Annotated in this window: 1 protein-coding gene; it reads right to left on the bottom strand. The window is 36.2% G+C overall.

Annotated features, from left to right (window positions below):
* A partial coding sequence (locus KCG35_RS24110) for a LamG domain-containing protein (RefSeq protein WP_215822409.1) occupies window positions 1-3,294 on the bottom strand: 3,294 nt, incomplete at both ends.

The raw sequence follows: 3,294 nt of genomic DNA, 5'->3' as shown, positions 1-3,294 counted from the left end.
CTAAGGGCCATATTAAAAAAACACCAGCCTTTAACTTCGATCAATTCACCATCAGCGGTTTTAACATCCATTCTTCTTCCAGAAGTTTTTCCCACTCCATCTATAAATACTTCCTCAACCTCCAGATCTGCGATAACTTTTCCTCTATCTGCAATGCGTCGTATTGCAGTGATTACACCAGCAACTCCTTTAGCCATATGTACATTAATTTGATTTTGATTGCCATTTTTTGCACTTTGAATCACCCTTCCTAGATCATGAAACTCTTTTTTCAATTTCTTTAAAGCTTTTTTGCTTATTTTATTTTGTTCGGCAAGAACTGATATATATGAAATATCCTCAAAAAAAGCCTTAAAACTTTTATCTCGAAATGGGCTCGATTTTTGTCCTAGAGGATATCTGCGTAAAGCTTCAACAGCCTTTTTCCCTCCAATATAATCTATTAACATAATTCCATATACGACAGGCTCTTCATGCATTATAGCACGTACCTCTTTAGCACTAGGTGTATCTGGCAGGCGATTTAGTGCCGAAATGGCATCTGTAAACTCTTGACCAACATTACCCGTTGATGGATTCTTTACAAAGCTTATATGTAATGCGTGTTGTTCACTACTCACATTCTCTAATAACTTTACAAACTTTTTTACACCTTTCGACATTAACTTTTCAATAAGTTTATCTGGAGTACTTGCATTAGCTGAAGCAATAAACCAATCTAAAATATCACGACTGGATACTGAAAAGGCATCTTCAACGCCATCCCATCGTTCAAAATAGATTACTAAATAATCGACCCAAGCTATAAAATCTTCAGGACTTTCTATTGCATCCACCAATAGTTTCTTTATGTCTCCACCATAAAAGCTAACTACGGAAACAACTTGTAACATTGGAAGAATTTTCTTTAAGCCCTTAGATAATTCATCCATTGGTAAACTAAGTATTTTATCATCAATGTAATCAGTCAAATGTCTTATAACTGCACTATTTTTTAAAATTTTGGATGATATTTTCCCACCAGCTACCGCAGCATCCACAGCAACACCGACACCTGTGACCTCTGCTAACGTTGTCAGTATTCCTAAAGAAGCAAAAACATATGTTGGCTTATCAAAGTCTTCATCATCACTAAACAAATAGTAACTGTGCTTTAAAAAGTCTCTAATATCCCCGATTAGTAATAATGATGTTGCAAAGTCACATACACCAGCCGCAACACTATCTACATTCCCTATAAACGCTCCCTCAAAGCACTCAGGTCCATTTTCAACCATTACACCTGAAGCATAGAGCTGATAGTATGTCTTTTGATACAAAGCATAACTCATCATTGCGACAATGCGATCAGTCTTACTTGTTGCTGTTTTAATTGCTATTTTTGCTTCACTAATTCTATTTTGAATATCACACTCAGCAATAAACTTTAGATATGCACCTCCTAGTGAAAAAATATCTACATCATTCGGTACATAGTTTCTACATGCATCATTGTCAACTTCATCTGCAAATGCACTATTTATCAAAAAGCTTCCTGGTAATGTATTTCTTAACCGTGAATTTTTCTCAAATGCGGCACTTACAAAGGGTGTATTATTAATCTTTATTGGTATTTTAGCGTATCCATCGTTTCCAACCTTTGTAGAAAAGCGATCATTCTCATCCGCAAAACTTATTGTTTTTGGTTCATTCCAATTATAAAGCGATACTCCCGATATTAAACCAGAGTATCTACTACCAACCTTCAAAGCATAACTTGCTCTTTTTATTTCACTATTAGCATCAATACTAGAAGTACGTATTTCTTCATTAACTTGAAGTACTAACTTATCCTCTATGACATGAGCCGCGACTGCATACCACTGATTTTCACTAAGCTCATCGCTAACCAGCTGATAAAGGTTATCTTTCGTCTTATATTCCAGCAGTAACTTTTGCTCTTTAATTTTTAAAGTTAAACCTGCTGCAGCATAATCTATAATAACCCCACTCAAATTTTTAGGTTTTATATCAGTGACAAAACCAACGTTACCACTACTATATAACCCAGATGTATCAGTAAATTTTATTAAGCTCTTACCTGAGAATACATATGCAGATTTAAACTTATTGTTATACTCAGTGGTATAGTCAACATTGAATACACTCCCTTGATGCCCTCGGCTAACATCATAAATATTGCCCGCTGCAGGTTTAGATCTCATCGGCAAATTTAGTGTTGGAACTAAGGGTGGTTTTAGATAATCCAATAAAGAGAGTTCGATATCTTCTCCTGCTTTACCAGGCACAACAACATGAGTACGATTCGTATATTCTACTTTGTGACCTTCCGCCATGAAGCTTCCTGGACCTTGTTTATCCGTCACAAGTAAATTATCAAGTATGTAGGGAATGCCCTTTGGTTCAATGACTTCGAATTTTTTCTTAATAATTCTTTTGCCTAATACAGCATAGACATGCCCATTTCCTCGATAGTTTCCAACAAAGACTTTTGTCTTTCCTACATTTTCTTTAATAACCAAATTATTGTTGGCGAGATTGCCTCTAACACTTGCTAAACGAATTTTCAATCCTGAAAGGTCACCATATTCACTGTTTACGTTTACTGTAACAGGAACTGTTTTCCCCACAGTAATTTTACTTTCAACATCTATGGCAAGCTCAATATCGTGGATATTAACTGAAGTATTCGTTTCAACCTCTCCAGACTTTATTATTACCTTTTGTTCTCCAGCCGTTTCATAACCAATCAATTTTACATTTAAGTTACCATTTACCGTTGTTCTTCCACCTTTAACTCTTAAACCAGGTGCATTAATGTCAACTGGAGTACCATTAGATACTCTGTTTCCAAATTTATCTTTAACAGTAATGTTTAGGTCAATACCTCCAAGCCCGCCAATCACTGTCTTCCCTGATTGGGTCACTTCTATTGCAGCAGGCTCTCCAGGCTCAATAAAGTACTCAGCAGATTTAATCTCAGCACCACCAGAGGAGTTATGGTTGGCCGTCACATAAACTGTTTCTCCTGCAGTTGTTGGTAATTTTAAAAACGTTTGAAACACCGCATTGTCACTTACTTCATATGCTGGTTCCACTATACCTGCACCACTGGCTTTCCATTCAACCCTATAGTTAGCACTGGAATCTTTCGCTTGTGTTAACAATGCTGTATATATTGGAAATGTATTTTTCTCAGCTTCATCTGCGGTAATATAAATGTAATCATCATCCAGTAGTGGTGCTGGAATAATAAAAGGCCAATTAAACGCATACTCCCATAAAATATTGCCG

This window comes from Zooshikella harenae (assembly GCF_018837975.1).
GTDB classification, from domain to species: Bacteria; Pseudomonadota; Gammaproteobacteria; order Pseudomonadales; family Zooshikellaceae; genus Zooshikella; species Zooshikella harenae.
This window is presented reverse-complemented; position numbering and strand designations above follow the sequence as displayed.